Origin of the sequence: Shewanella basaltis (assembly GCF_023283885.1) — a bacterium.
Lineage (GTDB): Bacteria > Pseudomonadota > Gammaproteobacteria > Enterobacterales > Shewanellaceae > Shewanella > Shewanella basaltis.
Window position 1 is genome coordinate 14,755 of sequence record NZ_JAKILA010000030.1, and the last position, 17,661, is coordinate 32,415.

A 17,661-nucleotide genomic window follows, 5' to 3' on the forward strand; every position below is an offset into this window, starting at 1 on the left:
ATTACCCCCGAATTTCATCAACATTCAGGCCACGTTTTGCTGCGATTTGAGCTGGTGACTTCATGTGCACCAACGCATCGACAGTTGCGCGAACGATGTTGATCGGGTTAGTAGAACCGTATGCTTTTGACAGAACGTTATGAACGCCTGCAACTTCCAATACGGCACGCATTGCGCCACCGGCAATAATACCGGTACCCTCTGATGCTGGTTGCATGTAAACTTTAGAACCAGTATGGCGACCTTTAACTGGGTGATGCAAAGTACCTGCATTCAACTCCACGGTTACCATATTACGACGGGCTTTTTCCATTGCTTTTTGAATAGCAGCTGGAACTTCACGCGCTTTACCATAGCCATAGCCGATCTTACCATTACCATCACCCACTACTGTTAGTGCTGTGAAGCTAAAGATACGACCGCCCTTAACTACTTTAGAAACACGATTAACTGCAATTAATTTCTCTTGCAGATCGTCTTTTTGCTGAGCTTCTAATTTAGCCATTTATAACCCCTTAGAATTTCAGGCCAGCTTCACGAGCTGCATCTGCTAAAGCAGCTACACGACCGTGATACTTGAATCCAGAACGGTCGAACGCAACAACAGCTACGCCCTTCTCGATCGCACGCTCAGCAACAGTTTTACCTACTGCTTTAGCCGCATCTACGTTTCCGGTACTCTTTAGTTGCTCTTTAACTGTTTTTTCAACAGTTGACGCAGCAGCTAACACCTTAAATTCAGGACTGATCACCTGAGCATAGATGTGACGCGGTGTACGATGTACAACCAGACGGTTCACGCCTAGCTCTTGGATCTTCTTACGTGCACGTAGAGCGCGACGTAAGCGAGATGTTTTCTTATCCATATCGCGTTACCTACTTCTTCTTAGCCTCTTTACGGCGTACAACTTCGTCGTCATAGCGAACACCTTTGCCTTTGTACGGCTCTGGTGGACGGTAACCACGAATGTTGGCTGCTGTTTGACCTACTAACTGCTTATCAACGCCTGTTAGGACGATTTCAGTTTGGCTAGGACATTCGGCAGTAACGCCTGCGGGTAGTTTGTGTACCAACGGATGTGAGAAACCTAGTGTTAAGTCTAAGTCGCTACCAGCAATTTTTGCACGGTAACCAACACCAACTAACTTTAATTTCTTCACAAAACCTTGTGATACACCAACAACCATGTTGTTTACTAGTGCACGTGCAGTACCAGCCTGTGCCCAAGCGTCAACAGCGCCTTCGACAGGTAGAAACTTAATTTGTGCATCTTCGATAACAACATTAACCGCATTGTTGATTACTCGAGTCAGACTTCCTTTACCGCCTTTGACGGTTAAAGCCTGTTCGTTTTTAGTCACCTCTACGCCAGCAGGGATAGTGACTGGTGCCTTTGCAACACGAGACATTACTAACTCCTTACGCTACGTAGCAGATAACCTCACCACCCGTGCCAACTTGGCGGGCGGCACGATCAGTCATCAAGCCTTTAGAAGTGGACACAATTGCGATACCCAGACCGCCCATAACCTTTGGAAGTTCGTCTTTACCTTTGTAAATACGAAGACCAGGACGGCTTACGCGCTGGATAGTCTCAACGACTGGTTTGCCTTGGAAATACTTTAAAGTGATTTCTAATTCAGGCTTAGCTTCATCTGCTACGGCGTAGTCAGTAATGAAACCTTCTTCTTTAAGTAATTTCGCAATTGCTACTTTTAACTTAGCTGAAGGCATCTTTACAGATACGTGGTTAGCAGCTTGGCCGTTACGAATACGGGTTAACATATCCGCAATAGGATCTTGCATGCTCATATTAGCTTACTCCGTACAAGTGCTTACCAGCTGGCCTTACGCAGACCAGGAACTTCACCACGCATTGTAGCTTCACGTAATTTAATGCGGCTTAAACCGAATTTACGTAAAACACCATGTGGGCGACCAGTTTGATTACAGCGATTGCGTTGACGCGATGCGCTTGAATCACGTGGTAGTGCTTGCAACTTAAGTACTGCATCCCAACGATCTTCTTCTGAAGTTTCTGGGCTGCTGATAGTAGCTTTAAGTGCTAGACGCTTTTCAGCATACTTAGCTACGAGCTGTGCACGTTTTACTTCACGTGCTTTCATAGATGTTTTAGCCATTATGCTACCCTTATTTCTTAAATGGGAAGTTAAAAGCGGTCAACAAAGCACGACCTTCTTCGTCATTCTTCGCAGTGGTAGTGATAACAATATCCATACCGCGAATCTTATCGATTTTATCGTAATCGATTTCTGGGAAGATGATCTGTTCTTTCACACCCATCGCGTAGTTACCACGACCATCAAACGCTTTTGCGCTTAGGCCACGGAAGTCACGAATACGTGGAATTGCAATGTCAACTAGACGCTCTAAGAATTCCCACATACGCTCACCGCGCAGGGTCACTTTACAGCCTATAGGGTAGCCTTCACGGATTTTAAAACCAGCAACTGATTTACGAGCAACAGTTACAACTGGTTTTTGACCAGCGATTGCAGTCATGTCACGAAGCGCATGCTCCATAACTTTCTTATCTGCAACAGCTTCGCCAACACCCATGTTTAGGGTGATTTTTTCAATCCGAGGGACTTGCATGACACTGCTATAACCGAACTTTTTAGATAGTTCAGCAACTACAGTCTCTTGATATTTATCATGCAGTTTCGCCATCGTTTACTCCAAATTACTTAACGAGTTCGCTGTTCGATTTAAAGAAACGGACTTTTTTACCGTCTTCAAATCGGAAACCAACACGATCTGCCTTGCCTGTGGCTTGGTTAAAGATCGCAACGTTTGATGCTTGCATCGGTGCTTCTTTCTCAATAACGCCACCAGTCACGCCCAATTGTGGGTTTGGCTTCTGGTGCTTTTTAACAAGATTGATGCCTTCAACAATTAATTTACCAGTAGGTAGAACTTGAGAAACCTTACCGCGTTTACCCTTGTCTTTACCTGCTAATACTACTACTTCGTCTAGACGACGGATTTTAGCTGCCATTTGAAGCTCCTTACAGTACTTCTGGTGCCAGCGAGACAATTTTCATGAATTTATCATTACGCAATTCACGTGTCACTGGGCCAAAGATACGAGTACCAATCGGTGCAAGGTTTGCGTTAAGCAATACCGCTGCATTCCGATCGAAGCGAATGACAGAACCGTCTGGACGACGTACGCCTTTCTTAGTACGGACTACCACCGCGTTATATACATCACCTTTCTTCGCTTTAGCGCGAGGAATTGCTTCTTTAACAGAAACTTTGATGATGTCGCCGATACCGGCATAACGACGATGAGAGCCACCCAAGACCTTAATACACTGAACTCTGCGTGCGCCGCTGTTACATGCGACGTCTAGAGTCGATTGCATTTGGATCATTTCAAGTGCTCCGCTATCGTTACTACACAATCCCACTATGGGAGTATATTTGAACCAAATTTGAGCGTTAATTTACTCAAAAATGGCGCGCAAGTATAACACCACATTTTGCGAAAGCATAGCAAAAAAAACAAACGGCCCCAAATACTGGAGCCGTTTACGTTATCCTAATGAAAATTAGGCTTTTGTTACTACTTCAGCAAGTGTCCAAGACTTAGTCTTAGAAAGAGGGCGACACTGACTAATAGTCACGATATCACCTTCATTACACTGATTAGTTTCGTCATGTGCATGGATCTTAGTTGTACGCTTGATGTACTTCCCATAAATAGGGTGTTTCACTTGGCGTTCAATAGCAACAGTGATAGATTTTTCCATCTTGTTACTAACAACTTTACCTTGCAAAGTACGGATTTTATCAGACATTACGCACCTGCCTTAGAAGTAATAATGGTCTTAACACGTGCAATGTTACGACGCACTAGCTTCAATTGATTCGTTTGAGTCAATTGACCAGTAGCGTGTTGCATACGCAGGTTAAACTGCTCACGCAGCAGACCAAGTAATTCAGCGTTAAGTTCTTCAACGCTCTTTTCTCTTAGTTCGCTCGCTTTCATTACATCACCGTCTTAGTTACGAAGGTAGTCTTTAAAGGAAGCTTAGCAGCAGCTAAAGCGAAGGCTTCACGAGCCAACGTTTCAGAGACGCCATTCATCTCATAAAGAACCTTACCAGGTTGAATCTGACATACCCAGTATTCAACGTTACCTTTACCTTTACCCATACGCACTTCAAGAGGCTTAGAGGTAATTGGCTTGTCAGGGAAAACTCGAATCCAAATTTGTCCTTGACGTTTAACATGACGTGTCATGGCACGACGTGCAGATTCAATTTGACGAGCAGTTAAACGGCCACGGCCGACTGCTTTCAAACCGAAAGTACCAAAGCTAACTTCAGTACCGTTCGCTAGACCACGGTTGCGGCCCTTGAACATCTTGCGAAACTTCATACGTTTAGGTTGCAGCATAAAAGTTTCTCCTATTTACCACGAGGCTTACGCTTAGGTTGCTGCTTAGGCTCTTCAATTGCTGGCACTAAACCGTCAAGAACTTCACCTTTGAAGATCCAAACTTTAATACCAATCACACCATATTGAGTGTGACTTTCAGCAGTTGAGTAGTCGATATCAGCACGTAATGTATGTAAAGGTACACGACCTTCACGATACCATTCAGAACGTGCGATTTCAGCGCCGCCTAAACGACCGCTCACTTCAACTTTGATACCTTGAGCACCAATGCGCATTGCGTTCTGAACTGCGCGCTTCATAGCACGACGGAACATAACACGACGCTCTAATTGCTGAGCAATAGAGTCAGCAACGAGCTTAGCGTCTAATTCAGGCTTACGGATCTCAGCGATGTTGATTTGAGCAGTAGTGCCAGTGATTTTAGACACATGTGCACGTAATACTTCAACGTCTTCACCTTTCTTACCAATCACTACGCCTGGACGGGCAGTGTGAATAGTAACGCGGATGCTTTTCGCTGGGCGTTCAATAACAATCTTAGATACTGATGCGGCTTTTAACTTTTCAGTTAAATATTGACGCACTTCCCAGTCGCTGTTCAGATTTTTTGCATAATCTGACTTATCTGCGTACCAGGTAGAGATCCAAGGCTTAGTGATACCCAGACGGATACCATTAGGATGTACTTTCTGTCCCATTGCTCTCTTCTCCTAGCGATCTGATACAACCACAGTGATGTGGCTGGTACGCTTCATGATACGATCAGCGCGGCCTTTGGCACGTGGCATGATACGCTTCATTGTTGGGCCTTCATCTACGAAGACGGCTCCAACTTTTAGCTCATCAATGTCAGCGCCTTCGTTGTGTTCGGCGTTTGCGATAGCTGAGTCAAGTACTTTTTTAACTAGTACGGCGGCTTTCTTTGGGCTGAAGGTCAAAATTTCAAGTGCCTTAGAAACTGGCAATCCTCGAATTTGATCAGCAACTAGACGGGCCTTCTGCGCAGACGTACGAGCAAAACGATGTTTAGCTAAAACTTCCATCTTATTCCTCCCGTATTAACGCTTCTTCGCTTTCTTATCAGCAGCATGGCCGCGATAAGTGCGAGTTGGTGAAAATTCACCAAGCTTGTGGCCGATCATTTCGTCAGTTACGAACACAGGTACGTGCTGACGACCATTATGGACAGCGATGGTCAACCCAATCATATTAGGGATGATCATTGAGCGACGAGACCAAGTCTTAATTGGCTTTTTATCTCCCGCTTCCATCGCTTTCTCTACCTTCTTCAGCAAGTGCAGGTCAATGAAGGGACCTTTCTTGAGAGAACGTGGCATGGCGAATCCTCTTACTATTTATTACGACGACGTACGATGTACTTGTCAGTGCGCTTGTTGCTACGAGTTTTATAACCCTTAGTCGGCACACCCCATGGACTCACTGGATGACGTCCACCAGAAGTACGGCCTTCACCACCACCATGTGGATGGTCTACTGGGTTCATTGCAACACCACGAACTGTTGGGCGTACGCCTCTCCAGCGCTTAGCACCTGCTTTACCTAACTGGCGTAGCATATGCTCGGCATTACCAACTTCACCAAATGTCGCGCGGCAATCTACTGGAACTTTACGCATTTCGCCAGAGCGAAGACGTAGAGTTGCATAAGCACCATCACGAGCAACAACTTGTACATAAGCACCAGCTGAACGTGCGATCTGAGCGCCTTTACCAGGCTTCATTTCAACAGCGTGTACAACACTACCTACTGGAATGTTGCGTAACGGCATAGCGTTACCAGTCTTGATGTCTGCATCCAAGCCAGATTTGATTGCATCACCAGCTTTCATGCCTTTAGCAGCAAGAATATAGCGACGCTCACCATCTGCATACAGTACTAATGCAATGTGCGCAGTACGGTTTGGATCGTATTCAATACGTTCAACTTTTGCAGGGATACCGTCTTTATCGCGTTTAAAGTCGATTAAACGGTAATGTTGCTTATGTCCACCACCTACGTGGCGTACAGTGATACGGCCAGTATTGTTACGGCCACCACTTTTAGTTTTCTTCGCCAACAGGCCAGCAAAAGGTTTACCCTTATGCAGGTCCGTATTCACCACTTTAACTACGTGGCGACGACCTGGAGAGGTTGGCTTACACTTAATAACTGCCATGATAATTCTCCTTTGCTTACTCAGCGCCGCCGACGAAATCGATGTCAGCACCAGCAGCTAAAGTAACATAAGCTTTTTTCCAATCGCTACGACGACCAACACGGCCACCGGTACGCTTAGTTTTGCCTTTGTTAACTAGAGTGCGAACTGAATCTACTTCAACTTCAAATAGCTTCGCTACTGCAGCTTTGATCTCTGCTTTAGTCGCATCGATTGCTACGCGGAAAACTACAGTGTTGTTCTTCTCAGCAACGACAGTGCTCTTTTCAGAGATGTGTGGAGCTAGAATCACTTTTAGCAAACGTTCTTCGCGGATCATGCTAGCATCTCCTCGATTTGCTTCACTGCATCAGCAGTAACAAGAACTGTGTTGAACGCAATTAGACTTACTGGGTCAAGACCCGCTACGTCACGTACGTCAACTTTGTATAAGTTGCGAGCTGCTAAGAATAAATTCTCATCAACTTCAGCAGTAACAATTAGAACGTCTTCTAGGTTCATTGCTGCTAATTTAGCTTTCAACTCTTTAGTTTTAGGAGCTTCAACGCTAAATGATTCAACAACAACTAAACGCTCTTGACGTACCAATTCAGATAGAATGCTCTTAAGAGCACCACGGTACATCTTCTTGTTAACTTTTTGGCTGTGATCTTGAGTTTTAGCAGCGAATGTTACGCCACCGCCACGCCAGATTGGGCCTTTAACACTACCGGCACGAGCACGGCCAGTGCCTTTTTGGCGCCATGGCTTTTTGCCAGAGCCAGTTACTTCTGCACGAGTCTTTTGGCCACGAGTGCCTTGACGTGCATTTGCAGCGTAAGCTACAACTACCTGATGAACCAGTGCCTCGTTAAAGTCACGGCCGAAGGTAGTTTCGGAAACTTCAAGAGCGCTTTGCGCGTCTTTCAATACCAATTCCATTACTATCTCCTCAGACCTAAGCTTTAACTGCAGGCTTAATGATTAGATCACCATTGGTAGCGCCTGGAACTGCGCCGCGTACTAACAACAAGTTACGCTCTGCATCAACACGTACTACGTGTAGATTTTGAGTAGTTACTTGCTCAGCACCCATATGACCTGACATTTTTTTGCCTTTGAATACACGACCAGGCGTTTGGTTCTGACCGATAGAACCGTTCGCGCGGTGCGCCAATGAGTTACCGTGAGTCATATCTTGAGTACGGAAATTCCAACGCTTAACGCCGCCTTGGAAACCTTTACCTTTTGATTGACCAGTAACATCTACTTTCACTACTTCAGCGAAAATATCTACATTAAGCTCAGCACCAACTTCAATGCCTTCGCCTTCACCGTCTGCAAGACGCAATTCCCATAAACCACGACCGGCTTCTACGCCGCCCTTGGCAAAATGACCTGCTTCTGCTTTAGTGATGCGATTGGCTTTTTTGGTACCAGTAGTCACTTGAAGTGCGCGGTAGCCGTCAGTTTCTAAAGTTTTCACTTGAGTCACGCGGTTGCCAGCAATTTCAATTACTGTTACAGGGATTGACGTACCATCTTCAGTGAAGATGCGAGTCATACCCACTTTACGACCAATAAGACCGATAGCCATCTCTCAAACCTCTTCTAAGGATCTCAATTAACCTAAGCTAATCTGAACGTCGACACCAGCCGCAAGATCTAAACGCATTAACGCGTCTACAGTCTTTTCTGTTGGCTCTACGATGTCAACTAAGCGCTTGTGGGTACGAATTTCGTACTGATCACGAGCATCTTTATTAACGTGCGGAGAGATCAAAACGGTATAACGCTCTTTGCGTGTTGGTAGTGGAATAGGACCACGTACCTGCGCGCCTGTACGCTTAGCAGTTTCAACGATTTCCGCTGTAGACTGATCAATCAAACGATGATCAAAGCCTTTTAAGCGGATACGGATTCTTTGGTTCTGCATTGACCAGAGCTCCTAAAATGGACACATAAAAAATCACCCTCTAGCTACTTCCAAACTGGAAAAGCAGAGCGAGATGATTTAACCGTTCGACTCCCAATCGGAGTCGCTATGAAAATGAATAACCAATTTATTTGGTTAAACATGTATTTTCGCTTCACAAGTGAGCGAGTGGGCAATTATACAGATCTTATATTGAAGATCAAGCCCATTGTGTAAAGACTCTTCAGAAAGAATGTTCATTACCAATTGCGGCGCATTTTACACAAATTATGTATTTATGCCACTAGATTGTGATGTTTTTTCTTAAAACAAAAAAGGAAGCCGAAGCTTCCTTTTTCAGTGTTCACTAAAGTCGCTATTACGCGATGATTTTAGCTACAACACCAGCACCTACTGTACGGCCACCTTCACGAATAGCGAAACGTAAACCGTCGTCCATCGCGATTGGGTAAATTAGCGTAACTACCATCTTGATGTTGTCACCAGGCATTACCATTTCTACGCCTTCTGGTAACTCGATAGTACCTGTTACGTCTGTTGTACGGAAGTAGAACTGTGGACGGTAACCTTTAAAGAATGGAGTGTGACGACCACCCTCTTCTTTTGATAACACGTATACTTCTGATTCGAACGTTGTGTGAGGTGTGATTGAACCAGGCTTAGCTAGTACTTGACCACGCTCTACGTCATCACGCTTAGTACCACGTAATAACACACCACAGTTCTCACCTGCACGACCTTCGTCAAGCAGTTTACGGAACATTTCTACACCAGTACAAGTTGTTTTAGTCGTAGCATGAACACCTACGATTTCTACTTCGTCTGATACGCGGATAATACCACGCTCTACACGGCCTGTTACTACTGTACCACGACCTGAAATCGAGAATACGTCTTCGATTGGTAGTAGGAATGGCTTATCGATGTCACGCTCTGGCTCTGGAATGTAAGAGTCTAACGCTTCTGCAAGCTCAAGGATTTTTGCTTCCCATGCTGCATCGCCTTCTAGCGCTCTTAATGCTGAACCTTGGATTACTGGTAAATCATCACCTGGGAAGTCGTATTCTGATAGAAGTTCACGAACTTCCATTTCTACTAATTCTAGTAACTCTTCGTCATCTACCATGTCACACTTGTTCATGAATACGATGATGAAAGGTACACCTACTTGACGAGAAAGTAGAATGTGCTCACGAGTTTGTGGCATTGGGCCATCTGTCGCTGCTACTACTAGGATTGCGCCGTCCATCTGTGCAGCACCAGTGATCATGTTTTTAACATAATCCGCGTGACCTGGACAGTCTACGTGTGCGTAGTGACGTGATGGAGTGTCATATTCGATGTGAGAAGTATTAATAGTAATACCGCGCTCACGCTCTTCTGGAGCGTTATCGATTTGTGCGAAGTTACGAGCTTCACCACCGTATGTCTTAGACAATACAGAAGAGATAGCTGCTGTTAAAGTTGTTTTACCATGGTCAACGTGACCAATGGTGCCTACGTTTACGTGAGGCTTACTACGTTCAAATTTAGCTTTTGCCACGATAAATTCCTTTCTTTTCAGAAGTGCTCGATAAATTCGAGCAATATAACATTAATGCCGTAACCAATATTAGTTACGAGATTCTATAATCGCTTTTGCAATGTTTTGCGGTGCATCTGCGTACTTATAAAACTCCATAGAGTAAGAAGCACGGCCCTGAGATGCAGAGCGCAAATCAGTTGCATAACCAAACATTTCAGATAGAGGTACTACTGCATGAACAAGTTTAACACCTGCGATGCCATCGTCCATACCTTCAATTATGCCACGACGTCGGTTTAAGTCACCAACAACATCGCCCATATAATCTTCAGGTGTAGTGACTTCTACTTTCATACAGGGTTCAAGCAACGCTGGGTTTGCATCTAGCGCACCCTGTTTGAAGCCCATAGAACCTGCAATTTTGAACGCCATTTCATTCGAGTCCACATCATGATATGAACCGTCAAATAATGTGACCTTCACATCAAGAACAGGATAACCGGCTAATACGCCATTTTTCATCTGTTCTTGAATACCTTTGTCAACTGCGGGTATGTATTCGCGTGGAATAACACCACCAACGACTTCATTGACAAACTCGTAGCCAGCGCCCTCTTCGAGCGGCTCTAATCTTAGCCAGACATGACCAAATTGGCCACGACCGCCAGATTGGCGTACAAATTTACCTTCCACTTCTACTTTCGAACGGATAGTCTCGCGATAGGCTACCTGAGGTTTACCTACGTTACATTCTACACTGAATTCGCGACGCATACGGTCAACGATAATATCCAAGTGTAACTCACCCATTCCAGATATCAGTGTTTGTGCTGATTCTTCGTTAGTTTCGACTCGGAATGATGGATCTTCTGCTGCTAATTTTTGCAGCGCAATCCCCATTTTGTCCTGATCTGCTTTCGAACGAGGCTCAACGGCAATGGTAATTACGGGCTCTGGGAACTCCATGCGCTCAAGAATCACTTTGTGATCATTATCGCAAAGAGTATCGCCTGTTGTAACATCTTTTAGACCAATGGCCGCAGCAATATCACCTGCGCGCACTTCTTTTAGTTCGGTCCGATCGTTTGCGTGCATTTGCACCATACGACCAATACGTTCACGTTTCTGTTTTACAGAATTATAAACGCCCGCACCTGTCTCAAGTACACCGGAATATACGCGGATAAAGGTAAGTGTTCCAACAAATGGATCAGTCGCAATTTTAAATGCTAATGCGGCAAATGGCGCATCATCATCAGATGGACGTTCAACTTCTTTCTCGTCTTCATCAATACCTTTAATTGCAGGTACATCAATTGGCGCTGGTAAAAAGTCGACAACCGCATCAAGTACCGCCTGCACACCTTTGTTCTTAAATGCTGAACCACAGGTTGCGAGTACGATCTCATTGTTAATTGTGCGCTGACGCAGTGCTGATTTAATCTCTTGTTCTGATAGCTCACCTTCTTCAAGGTATTTGTCCATCAGTTCATCTGAGGCTTCAGCGGCTGCTTCCACAAGATACTCGTGCATTTCAGCAGCTTTAGCTGCTAGATCTGCAGGAATGTCTTCATAAGTGAACGTCATTCCCTGATCTGTTTCAGACCAGTTAATGGCTTTCATCTTTATCAAATCAATAACACCCTTGAAGTTTTCTTCTGCACCAATATTTAATTGGATTGGTACACAAGTTGCGCCAAGTCGATTACGAATTTGTTTTATTACTCGGTCAAAATCTGCACCTGCACGGTCCATCTTATTCACAAACACCATACGCGGAACGTGGTATTTGTCAGCTTGACGCCATACAGTTTCAGATTGCGGTTCAACGCCTGATGAGCCACAAAATACAACTACGGCTCCATCAAGTACGCGTAATGAACGCTCAACTTCAATTGTGAAGTCTACGTGACCTGGGGTATCGATGATATTAATACGGTGTTCTGCAAATTGAGCTTCCATACCGCGCCAAAAAGTGGTTACAGCAGCAGAAGTGATAGTAATACCACGCTCTTGCTCTTGTACCATCCAGTCGGTCGTGGCGGCGCCATCATGCACCTCACCGATTTTATGAGACATACCGGTATAGAACAGAACACGTTCTGTTGTGGTAGTTTTACCTGCATCCACATGAGCAACGATACCGATATTACGATAACGCTCAATTGGGGTTGTACGAGCCACTAGTTATACCCTCTCAGCCAAAACAGACGTTTTAGCAATATCAACAATATGGAGCGGGCAATCGCCCGCTCCATTATATTACCAACGGTAATGAGCAAAGGCTTTGTTAGCTTCAGCCATGCGATGCACGTCTTCACGCTTCTTAACAGCAGTACCTTTGTTTTCAGATGCATCTAGCATTTCACCTGCTAGACGTAGAGCCATAGATTTTTCACCACGCTTGCGAGCAGCTTCAACTAACCAGCGCATCGCTAGTGCGTTACGACGCACTGGACGAACTTCACATGGTACTTGATACGTTGAACCACCAACACGACGAGATTTAACCTCGACTGATGGGCGAACGTTATCAAGGGCTGCTTCAAGGATAGTTAAATGATTTTCGCTTTTCTTTTCAGCGACAACATCTAACGCCTTGTAGATAATTTTTTCAGCAGTCGACTTTTTGCCGTCCTGCATAATGACGTTGATGAACTTAGCCAACAACTCACTGTGAAACTTTGGATCTGGTAGGATTTTACGTTGTCCTACAACGCGACGTCTTGGCATATCAATTCTCCGTATGCTTCAGGTATTTCCAAAACTGGAATGTCAAATAAATACTAGCTTGGCCTTACTTAAACGGGATACGTTAAGACTTAGGACGCTTAGCACCGTACTTAGAACGGCCTTGGCGACGTGTAGTCACGCCAGCACAGTCTAATGCGCCACGAACAGTGTGATAACGCACACCAGGTAAGTCTTTAACACGACCACCACGGATTAGGATTACACTGTGCTCTTGCAAGTTATGGCCTTCACCGCCGATGTACGAAGTCACTTCGAAACCGTTAGTTAGACGCACACGAGCTACTTTACGTAGTGCAGAGTTAGGTTTTTTAGGTGTTGTTGTGTACACACGAGTACAAACACCACGTTTTTGTGGGCACGCGTTCAACGCAGGCACATTAGTCTTTTCGACTTTTGGCGCACGTGGCTTACGTACCAACTGGTTTACAGTTGCCATGTATAGCTCCGACAGTTGATTTAAACTCAACAATTAGGTGTGAAAAATCTATATCCCACAATGGTAGGACGCGGAATTTTAGAAAGGTAATGGCTGCCTGTCAAGAAATAGCCAACTTTAACTGCAAATTACAATAAAAAAGGCGCCCTAGGCGCCTTTTTTTAACAAAAAACTAACTTAATCTTGGCTGCCTGCCAAGTTTAATAGATCCGCTAGGTTTTGTTCAGCTTCGCTTGCTGTCACAGTTGCCACTTCAACTTTGCCTTTAGAGTTTGCTGCTTTAGCACGCTCTTCATTGCGCGTTTTGTGGTAAGCATAACCAGTACCAGCAGGAATTAAACGACCTACAATGACGTTTTCTTTTAGACCACGTAATGGATCGCTCTTACCGCCAACTGCCGCTTCTGTTAACACGCGAGTGGTTTCTTGGAACGATGCCGCTGAAATGAATGATTCGGTAGCCAAAGATGCTTTGGTAATACCCAATAATTCACGTTCGAACGTTGCAGGCGCTTTACCTTGAGCAATTAGCTCTCGGTTAGCTATCTTAACGCGCGATACTTCAACTTGCTCGCCTTCTAAGAACTCACTGTCGCCTGCTGAAGTAATTAAACACTTACGCAGCATTTGACGAATGATAACTTCGATATGCTTATCGTTGATCTTAACGCCCTGTAGACGGTAAACATCCTGTACTTCGTTCACAATGTAGTTTGCAACATTGTGGATACCACGAAGACGTAAAATGTCATGTGCGGCTTCTGGACCGTCAGCGATAACTTCACCGCGCTCAACTTTTTCACCTTCGAACACGTTTAAGTTACGCCACTTAGGGATCATCTCTTCATAGTGTTCGCCACCATCAGCAGGGGTAATCACGAGACGACGCTTACCTTTGGTCTCTTTACCGAACGAGATAGTACCTGAGATCTCTGCAAGAATTGCAGGCTCTTTTGGCTTACGCGCTTCGAATAAGTCAGCAACACGTGGTAGACCACCGGTGATGTCGCGCGTTTTAGACGATTCTTGTGGAATACGTGCTAATGCGTCACCAACGTTGATTTTCGCGTTATCGTCTTTCGACACAATCGCGTTACCTGGTAAGAAGTATTGAGCTGGTACTTCAGTGCCAGGGATCATTAAGTCATTACCATCAGCGTCAACAAGACGAATGGCTGGACGTAACTCTTTACCTGCAGAAGTACGCGCACCAATTTCTAATACCACAACAGATGATAAACCAGTTAACTCGTCCGTTTGACGTGTCATGGTTACACCGTCGATCATATCAACAAATTTTACGCTACCCGCTACTTCAGAAATAATTGGGTGAGTATGTGGATCCCAGTTTGCGATGATCTCGCCAGCTGCAACTTCACTGTCTTCCAATTTCTCTAACACGGTACCGTATGGCACTTTATAACGCTCTTTCTCACGACCAAGCTCATCGATGATGGCAATCTCAGAAGAACGAGAAACAATAACAAGCTTACCGTCGATATTAGAAACATGCTTAGCATTATGTAGCTTCAGAGAACCTGCGTTCTTAACTTGAACGTTGTTTTCTGCTGACGCACGAGATGCCGCACCACCAATGTGGAACGTACGCATGGTTAACTGTGTACCTGGTTCACCGATTGACTGTGCTGCAACAACACCAATGGCTTCACCGTGGTTAATAATATGACCACGAGCCAAATCACGGCCGTAACACGCTGCACACACACCAAAGTCTGTTTCACAGGTAATTACAGAACGTACAATAACTTCATCGATACTGTGCTCTTCTAACGTGTTACACCATGCTTCATCAAGCAGTGTGTTACGTGGCGCAAGCACTTCTTCTGTACCTGGCTTTAATACGTCAACAGCAACAACACGACCTAGAACACGTTCGCGTAGAGGCTCAACTACATCACCACCTTCAATCAATGGCTTCATGGTTAGACCATGCTCAACACCACAGTCGTCTTCAATAACGACTAAGTCTTGTGCAACGTCTACTAGACGACGAGTTAAGTAACCCGAGTTAGCTGTCTTCAATGCGGTATCGGCAAGACCTTTACGCGCACCGTGAGTAGAAATAAAGTACTGTAGTACGTTTAGACCTTCACGGAAGTTAGCCACAATTGGAGTTTCGATGATAGAACCATCCGGTTTTGCCATCAGACCACGCATACCCGCCAACTGACGGATCTGAGCAGCACTACCACGAGCACCTGAGTCAGCCATCATGTAGATGCTGTTAAACGAGGCTTGTTTCTCTTCTACGCCATCACGGTTAATCACTGTCTCTGTTGACAGGTTTTCCATCATCGCTTTAGAGACTTTTTCGTTGGCACTTGCCCAGATATCGATAACTTTGTTGTAACGCTCACCAGCAGTCACCAGACCTGACTGGAACTGTTCTTGAATTTCAAGTACTTCAGCTTCTGCGTCTGCAACTAGGGTGTATTTCTCATCTGGAATAACCATATCGTCGATACCTACAGAGGCACCAGAAATGGTTGCAAAACGGAAACCGGTATACATCAATTGGTCAGCAAAGATAACAGTATCTTTAAGACCTAGTTGACGGTAACAGGTGTTCAATAGCTTAGAGATCTGCTTCTTACCCATGTTTTGGTTAACCAAATCATAAGATAAGCCTTCTGGCAGAATCAATGATAAAAGCGCACGGCCAACAGTGGTATCAACGATACGTGTTGCTTTGGTTTTATCGCCATTGTCTGCAATTGTGGTTTCAGTGATACGCACTTTAACGCGAGCATGTAATTCAGCTGCACCAGTAGCATAGGCTTTTTCTACTTCAGCTACTGAAGCAAATGCCATGCCTTCACCGCGGCCGTTAATACGTTCACGGCTGGTGTAGTACAGACCTAATACCACGTCCTGAGACGGAGTAATTACAGGCTCACCGTTTGCTGGTGACAAAATGTTGTTGGTTGACATCATTAGCGCACGAGCTTCTAACTGAGCTTCAAGCGTTAATGGAACGTGAACCGCCATTTGGTCACCGTCGAAGTCGGCGTTATATGCCGCACAAACTAACGGGTGCAATTGAATTGCTTTACCTTCAATCAGAACAGGTTCAAATGCTTGAATACCCAGTCTGTGAAGTGTTGGTGCACGGTTAAGCATCACAGGATGTTCACGAATGACTTCGTCTAATACATCCCATACTTCAGCCTGTTCGCGTTCAACCATTTTCTTAGCCGCTTTGATGGTAGTGGCTAAACCACGACCTTCTAACTTGCCATAAATAAATGGTTTGAATAGCTCAAGTGCCATCTTCTTAGGAAGACCACACTGATGTAGACGTAAAGTAGGACCTACGGTAATTACCGAACGGCCTGAATAGTCAACACGCTTACCAAGTAAGTTTTGACGGAAACGACCTTGCTTACCCTTGATCATATCTGCAAGAGATTTAAGCGGACGCTTGTTAGAACCGGTAATAGCACGACCGCGACGACCGTTATCTAATAGCGCATCAACTGACTCTTGTAACATACGTTTTTCGTTACGTACGATAATGTCAGGCGCAGCTAAATCTAACAGACGCTTCAAACGGTTGTTACGGTTAATCACACGACGGTAAAGATCGTTAAGATCTGAAGTCGCGAAACGACCGCCATCTAACGGCACTAATGGACGTAGATCAGGTGGCAGAACCGGTAATACTTTTAAGATCATCCACTCTGGCTTGTTGCCAGATGTGAAGAATGCTTCCATCAGTTTAAGGCGTTTTGTCACCTTTTTACGACGGGTTTCAGAGTTGATAGATGGCAACTCTTCGCGCATTTGTTCGATCTGTTCTTCTAAGTTGATAGCACGTAGCAATTCTAACACTGCCTCGGCACCCATCTTAGCTTCAAACTCGTCACCGTATTCTTCTAACGCATCAAGATACGTTTCTTCGGTTAGCATTTGGCCGCGCTCAAGCGTGGTCATGCCAGGCTCGATCACAACAAATGATTCAAAGTACAGTACGCGTTCGATATCACGTAACGTCATATCAAGCATTAAGCCGATACGTGACGGAAGTGATTTTAAGAACCAAATGTGGGCAACTGGGCTAGCCAATTCAATGTGACCCATGCGCTCACGACGCACTTTAGTCTGGGTAACTTCTACGCCACACTTTTCACAAATCACACCACGGTGCTTAAGACGTTTGTATTTACCACACAAACATTCGTAATCTTTAACCGGACCAAAGATACGCGCACAGAACAAACCTTCACGCTCAGGCTTGAATGTACGGTAGTTAATGGTTTCTGGCTTCTTTACTTCACCAAAAGACCAAGAACGGATGAGATCTGGCGAAGCCAAACCAATTTTAATTCCGTTGAATTCTTCAGTCTTGCTTTGCTGTTTAAGAAACTTTAATAAGTCTTTCACGTTTCTCTCCTGAAGGAGTTAA

At 44.9% G+C, this 17,661-nt stretch carries 24 protein-coding genes; all 24 read right to left on the reverse strand.

Annotation, left to right across the window (positions count from 1 at the left end; translation table 11 throughout):
- Position 1 precedes the first annotated feature (1 nt).
- Positions 2–505, reverse strand: coding sequence for a 30S ribosomal protein S5 (gene rpsE, locus L2703_RS17390; protein ID WP_137224583.1), 504 nt, complete (start codon positions 503–505; stop codon positions 2–4).
- A gap of 10 nt (positions 506–515) precedes the next feature.
- A complete protein-coding gene (rplR, locus tag L2703_RS17395) occupies positions 516–866 on the reverse strand; it encodes a 50S ribosomal protein L18 (RefSeq protein ID WP_188740696.1) in 351 nt (116 codons plus the stop codon).
- Between the two features lie 10 nt (positions 867–876).
- Positions 877–1,410 carry a 50S ribosomal protein L6 gene (gene rplF, locus L2703_RS17400; protein WP_160056425.1) on the reverse strand — a complete coding sequence of 178 codons (534 nt, stop codon included), beginning with the start codon at positions 1,408–1,410 and terminating at the stop codon, positions 877–879.
- Between the two features lie 10 nt (positions 1,411–1,420).
- The gene (rpsH, locus tag L2703_RS17405; protein ID WP_188740698.1) at positions 1,421–1,813 is read right to left on the reverse strand and encodes a 30S ribosomal protein S8; all 393 of its coding nucleotides are present in this window, start codon (positions 1,811–1,813) and stop codon (positions 1,421–1,423) included.
- A gap of 23 nt (positions 1,814–1,836) precedes the next feature.
- Positions 1,837–2,142, reverse strand: coding sequence for a 30S ribosomal protein S14 (gene rpsN / locus L2703_RS17410; protein ID WP_248972323.1), 306 nt, complete (start codon positions 2,140–2,142; stop codon positions 1,837–1,839).
- Between the two features lie 10 nt (positions 2,143–2,152).
- Positions 2,153–2,692, reverse strand: a complete 540-nt coding sequence (gene rplE, locus L2703_RS17415) for a 50S ribosomal protein L5 (protein ID WP_248972324.1) — start codon at positions 2,690–2,692, stop codon at positions 2,153–2,155.
- A gap of 13 nt (positions 2,693–2,705) precedes the next feature.
- Positions 2,706–3,020, reverse strand: a complete 315-nt coding sequence (rplX, locus tag L2703_RS17420; protein WP_248972325.1) for a 50S ribosomal protein L24 — start codon at positions 3,018–3,020, stop codon at positions 2,706–2,708.
- Positions 3,021–3,030: 10 nt separating this feature from the next.
- A complete protein-coding gene (rplN, locus tag L2703_RS17425) occupies positions 3,031–3,399 on the reverse strand; it encodes a 50S ribosomal protein L14 (protein WP_011635649.1) in 369 nt (122 codons plus the stop codon).
- 177 nt (positions 3,400–3,576) lie between these two features.
- Complete coding sequence (rpsQ, locus tag L2703_RS17430) at positions 3,577–3,825, reverse strand: 30S ribosomal protein S17 (protein ID WP_160056435.1); 249 nt, start codon at positions 3,823–3,825, stop codon at positions 3,577–3,579.
- On the reverse strand, positions 3,825–4,016 hold the full coding sequence (gene rpmC / locus L2703_RS17435) for a 50S ribosomal protein L29 (RefSeq protein ID WP_006083592.1): 192 nt from the start codon (positions 4,014–4,016) through the stop codon (positions 3,825–3,827). The genes rpsQ and rpmC overlap by 1 nt, the downstream gene beginning before the upstream one ends.
- A complete protein-coding gene (gene rplP / locus L2703_RS17440) occupies positions 4,016–4,426 on the reverse strand; it encodes a 50S ribosomal protein L16 (protein WP_160056437.1) in 411 nt (136 codons plus the stop codon). Before rplP ends, rpmC begins: the two co-directional genes overlap by 1 nt.
- An 11-nt stretch (positions 4,427–4,437) precedes the next feature.
- Complete coding sequence (gene rpsC / locus L2703_RS17445) at positions 4,438–5,127, reverse strand: 30S ribosomal protein S3 (protein ID WP_188740701.1); 690 nt, start codon at positions 5,125–5,127, stop codon at positions 4,438–4,440.
- A gap of 12 nt (positions 5,128–5,139) precedes the next feature.
- Positions 5,140–5,472: a 50S ribosomal protein L22 gene (gene rplV / locus L2703_RS17450; RefSeq protein ID WP_160056441.1), complete on the reverse strand. Its 333-nt coding sequence runs from the start codon at positions 5,470–5,472 to the stop codon at positions 5,140–5,142.
- 15 nt (positions 5,473–5,487) lie between these two features.
- Positions 5,488–5,766, reverse strand: coding sequence for a 30S ribosomal protein S19 (gene rpsS, locus L2703_RS17455; protein WP_006083596.1), 279 nt, complete (start codon positions 5,764–5,766; stop codon positions 5,488–5,490).
- A gap of 14 nt (positions 5,767–5,780) precedes the next feature.
- A complete protein-coding gene (rplB, locus tag L2703_RS17460) occupies positions 5,781–6,605 on the reverse strand; it encodes a 50S ribosomal protein L2 (protein ID WP_248972326.1) in 825 nt (274 codons plus the stop codon).
- Positions 6,606–6,621: 16 nt separating this feature from the next.
- Entirely contained in the window at positions 6,622–6,924 is a 303-nt protein-coding gene (gene rplW / locus L2703_RS17465) for a 50S ribosomal protein L23 (RefSeq protein ID WP_124729276.1), read from the reverse strand.
- The gene (gene rplD, locus L2703_RS17470; RefSeq protein ID WP_188740703.1) at positions 6,921–7,526 is read right to left on the reverse strand and encodes a 50S ribosomal protein L4; all 606 of its coding nucleotides are present in this window, start codon (positions 7,524–7,526) and stop codon (positions 6,921–6,923) included. Before rplD ends, rplW begins: the two co-directional genes overlap by 4 nt.
- 16 nt (positions 7,527–7,542) lie before the next feature.
- Positions 7,543–8,181 (reverse strand): 50S ribosomal protein L3, encoded by a 639-nt coding sequence (rplC, locus tag L2703_RS17475; RefSeq protein ID WP_248972327.1) that lies wholly within the window; start codon positions 8,179–8,181, stop codon positions 7,543–7,545.
- Between the two features lie 27 nt (positions 8,182–8,208).
- Entirely contained in the window at positions 8,209–8,520 is a 312-nt protein-coding gene (rpsJ, locus tag L2703_RS17480; protein WP_011635639.1) for a 30S ribosomal protein S10, read from the reverse strand.
- A 358-nt stretch (positions 8,521–8,878) separates the two neighbouring features.
- Complete coding sequence (tuf, locus tag L2703_RS17485) at positions 8,879–10,063, reverse strand: elongation factor Tu (RefSeq protein WP_248972328.1); 1,185 nt, start codon at positions 10,061–10,063, stop codon at positions 8,879–8,881.
- 69 nt (positions 10,064–10,132) lie between these two features.
- Positions 10,133–12,229, reverse strand: coding sequence for an elongation factor G (gene fusA, locus L2703_RS17490; protein ID WP_248972329.1), 2,097 nt, complete (start codon positions 12,227–12,229; stop codon positions 10,133–10,135).
- Between the two features lie 78 nt (positions 12,230–12,307).
- Entirely contained in the window at positions 12,308–12,778 is a 471-nt protein-coding gene (rpsG, locus tag L2703_RS17495) for a 30S ribosomal protein S7 (protein WP_160056453.1), read from the reverse strand.
- An 82-nt stretch (positions 12,779–12,860) separates the two neighbouring features.
- Positions 12,861–13,235, reverse strand: coding sequence for a 30S ribosomal protein S12 (rpsL, locus tag L2703_RS17500; RefSeq protein WP_025823559.1), 375 nt, complete (start codon positions 13,233–13,235; stop codon positions 12,861–12,863).
- Between the two features lie 177 nt (positions 13,236–13,412).
- Positions 13,413–17,639 carry a DNA-directed RNA polymerase subunit beta' gene (rpoC, locus tag L2703_RS17505; RefSeq protein ID WP_248972330.1) on the reverse strand — a complete coding sequence of 1,409 codons (4,227 nt, stop codon included), beginning with the start codon at positions 17,637–17,639 and terminating at the stop codon, positions 13,413–13,415.
- Positions 17,640–17,661 lie beyond the last annotated feature (22 nt).

Excerpts from the sequence above, each read along its gene's own strand:
- rplV (WP_160056441.1), bottom strand. The coding sequence starts at position 5,472 with ATGGAAGTTTTAGCTAAACATCGTTTTGCTCGTACGTCTGCGCAGAAG.
- rplD (WP_188740703.1), bottom strand. The coding sequence starts at position 7,526 with ATGGAATTGGTATTGAAAGACGCGCAAAGCGCTCTTGAAGTTTCCGAA.
- rpsG (WP_160056453.1), bottom strand. The coding sequence starts at position 12,778 with ATGCCAAGACGTCGCGTTGTAGGACAACGTAAAATCCTACCAGATCCA.
- rpsQ (WP_160056435.1), bottom strand. The coding sequence starts at position 3,825 with ATGTCTGATAAAATCCGTACTTTGCAAGGTAAAGTTGTTAGTAACAAG.
- rplX (WP_248972325.1), bottom strand. The coding sequence starts at position 3,020 with ATGGCAGCTAAAATCCGTCGTCTAGACGAAGTAGTAGTATTAGCAGGT.
- rplE (WP_248972324.1), bottom strand. The coding sequence starts at position 2,692 with ATGGCGAAACTGCATGATAAATATCAAGAGACTGTAGTTGCTGAACTA.
- rpsS (WP_006083596.1), bottom strand. The coding sequence starts at position 5,766 with ATGCCACGTTCTCTCAAGAAAGGTCCCTTCATTGACCTGCACTTGCTG.
- rplW (WP_124729276.1), bottom strand. The coding sequence starts at position 6,924 with ATGATCCGCGAAGAACGTTTGCTAAAAGTGATTCTAGCTCCACACATC.
- rpsN (WP_248972323.1), bottom strand. The coding sequence starts at position 2,142 with ATGGCTAAAACATCTATGAAAGCACGTGAAGTAAAACGTGCACAGCTC.
- rplB (WP_248972326.1), bottom strand. The coding sequence starts at position 6,605 with ATGGCAGTTATTAAGTGTAAGCCAACCTCTCCAGGTCGTCGCCACGTA.
- rplF (WP_160056425.1), bottom strand. The coding sequence starts at position 1,410 with ATGTCTCGTGTTGCAAAGGCACCAGTCACTATCCCTGCTGGCGTAGAG.
- rpsE (WP_137224583.1), bottom strand. The coding sequence starts at position 505 with ATGGCTAAATTAGAAGCTCAGCAAAAAGACGATCTGCAAGAGAAATTA.
- rpmC (WP_006083592.1), bottom strand. The coding sequence starts at position 4,016 with ATGAAAGCGAGCGAACTAAGAGAAAAGAGCGTTGAAGAACTTAACGCT.
- rplN (WP_011635649.1), bottom strand. The coding sequence starts at position 3,399 with ATGATCCAAATGCAATCGACTCTAGACGTCGCATGTAACAGCGGCGCA.
- rplR (WP_188740696.1), bottom strand. The coding sequence starts at position 866 with ATGGATAAGAAAACATCTCGCTTACGTCGCGCTCTACGTGCACGTAAG.
- rpsL (WP_025823559.1), bottom strand. The coding sequence starts at position 13,235 with ATGGCAACTGTAAACCAGTTGGTACGTAAGCCACGTGCGCCAAAAGTC.
- rpsJ (WP_011635639.1), bottom strand. The coding sequence starts at position 8,520 with ATGCAGAACCAAAGAATCCGTATCCGCTTAAAAGGCTTTGATCATCGT.
- rpsH (WP_188740698.1), bottom strand. The coding sequence starts at position 1,813 with ATGAGCATGCAAGATCCTATTGCGGATATGTTAACCCGTATTCGTAAC.
- rplP (WP_160056437.1), bottom strand. The coding sequence starts at position 4,426 with ATGCTGCAACCTAAACGTATGAAGTTTCGCAAGATGTTCAAGGGCCGC.
- rpsC (WP_188740701.1), bottom strand. The coding sequence starts at position 5,127 with ATGGGACAGAAAGTACATCCTAATGGTATCCGTCTGGGTATCACTAAG.
- rplC (WP_248972327.1), bottom strand. The coding sequence starts at position 8,181 with ATGGCTATCGGTCTTATTGGTCGTAAAGTGGGTATGACTCGCATCTTC.